We start from the raw sequence: 2,164 nt of genomic DNA on the forward strand, positions 1-2,164 counted from the left end.
ATCCTCTTCATTGATGAACTACACACTATGGTCGGTGCTGGTAAAGGTGAAGGCTCAATGGATGCGGGCAACATGCTAAAACCGGCATTAGCTCGTGGTGAGCTGCACTGTGTTGGCGCAACAACATTGGATGAATATCGTCAGTACATCGAAAAAGATGCAGCATTAGAACGTCGTTTCCAAAAAGTGCTGGTGGATGAGCCGACCGTTGAGGATACCGTGGCGATTTTACGTGGCTTGAAGGAACGTTATGAGCTTCATCATCACGTCGAAATTACCGACCCAGCGATTGTTGCTGCGGCGAGTTTGTCACATCGCTATGTCTCCGACCGTCAGTTGCCGGATAAAGCGATCGACTTAATCGACGAAGCGGCTTCAAGCATTCGTTTACAAATTGACTCTAAGCCGGAGTCCTTGGATAAGCTTGAGCGTAAAATCATCCAACTCAAAATTGAGCAGCAAGCACTAAGTAACGAGCACGATGAAGCGAGTGAAAAGCGTTTGAAAGCGCTTAATGAAGAACTCAATGAAAAAGAACGTGAGTACGCTGAACTAGAAGAGGTTTGGAATACAGAAAAAGCAGCTCTTTCTGGTACTCAACATATTAAGTCTGAGCTTGAACAAGCTCGTATGGACATGGAGTTTGCTCGCCGAGCTGGCGATCTAAACCGTATGTCGGAGCTTCAATATGGTCGTATTCCTGAACTTGAGAAGCAGTTAGATCTTGCAACCCAAGCTGAAATGCAGGAAATGACGCTATTGCGTAATAAAGTAACCGACAACGAGATTGCAGAAGTACTTTCTAAGCAAACCGGTATTCCGGTATCCAAGATGCTAGAAGCGGAAAAAGAGAAACTCCTTCGCATGGAAGACGTGCTGCATAATCGTGTGGTAGGTCAAAGCGAAGCGGTCTCTGTTGTATCGAATGCCATTCGTCGTAGTCGAGCTGGGCTTTCTGATCCAAACCGACCAATTGGCTCCTTCTTATTCTTAGGTCCAACTGGTGTGGGTAAAACAGAGCTTTGTAAGACACTTGCGAGCTTTATGTTCGACAGTGAAGATGCGATGGTCCGTATCGATATGTCTGAGTTCATGGAGAAACACTCAGTGGCAAGGTTGGTTGGTGCACCTCCAGGCTATGTCGGATATGAAGAGGGTGGTTACTTAACTGAAGCGGTTCGTCGCAAGCCGTATTCGGTAATTTTGTTAGACGAAGTAGAGAAAGCGCATCCGGATGTATTTAACATTCTGCTGCAAGTTCTCGATGATGGGCGTTTAACGGATGGTCAAGGTCGTACTGTTGACTTCCGTAATACGGTTGTGATCATGACATCTAACTTGGGTTCATCTCGTATCCAAGAGAATTTCGCAACATTAGACTATCAAGGTATCAAGAGTGAAGTGATGGATGTGGTTAGCAAACACTTCCGCCCAGAGTTCTTGAACCGTGTTGACGAAATCGTGGTGTTCCATCCACTTGGTCAAGAACACATTAAGTCCATTGCTTCTATTCAATTGGAACGTTTGGCGAAACGACTAGAGGAGAAAGGCTATCAACTAGAAGTTTCCGACAAAGCGCTCGATTTGATCGCTCAAGTTGGTTTCGATCCTGTGTATGGTGCGCGTCCTTTAAAACGTGCAATTCAGCAGAATGTCGAGAACCCGTTAGCCAAATCAATTCTTTCTGGTGAAATCGTTCCAGACAAGACAGTGCAGCTAATTGTTACTAATGACCAAATTTGTGCTCATCAATAATTGTATGGATACAGTAAAATTGAGATAAAAATCACACTAAAGGGGCCGTTTGGCCCCTTTTCTATAGTTTTTTAGAGTCTTTTGTCTGTTTTCTATACGAATAAACTAAAAAGGTGAGTTTTTTTAAAAAATGCACTTGTGTTCTTTAATGAACTCCCTATAATGCGCCTCCGTTGTCACGGGAAAGCAAGTGAAGCGGAACCTAAACAACTACGGTTAGTGAGTTAAAATTAACTCGCAGATAAATAACTTAAAAAAGTGTTTGACACGATAAGTTATCTAGCTAAAATAGCCGTCCACTTTGAAGAGAACTTCGAAGTGTGCTCTTTAAAAATATAGACCTATCAATCTGTGTGGGCACTCGTTGATGATAATCCAAATAGTTTCTTCGGAAACAATTTAGGTTTCA

At 43.3% G+C, this 2,164-nt stretch carries 1 protein-coding gene; it reads left to right on the plus strand.

What is annotated here, in order from left to right:
• Window positions 1-1,755 (plus strand): AAA family ATPase (locus R7070_RS24540; protein ID WP_318141328.1); only part of this gene is annotated, 1,755 nt, incomplete at its 5' end.
• Between the last annotated feature and the right edge of the window lie 409 nt (window positions 1,756-2,164).

Source organism: Vibrio sp. 1557 (assembly GCF_033340175.1).
GTDB classification, from domain to species: Bacteria; Pseudomonadota; Gammaproteobacteria; order Enterobacterales; family Vibrionaceae; genus Vibrio; species Vibrio alginolyticus.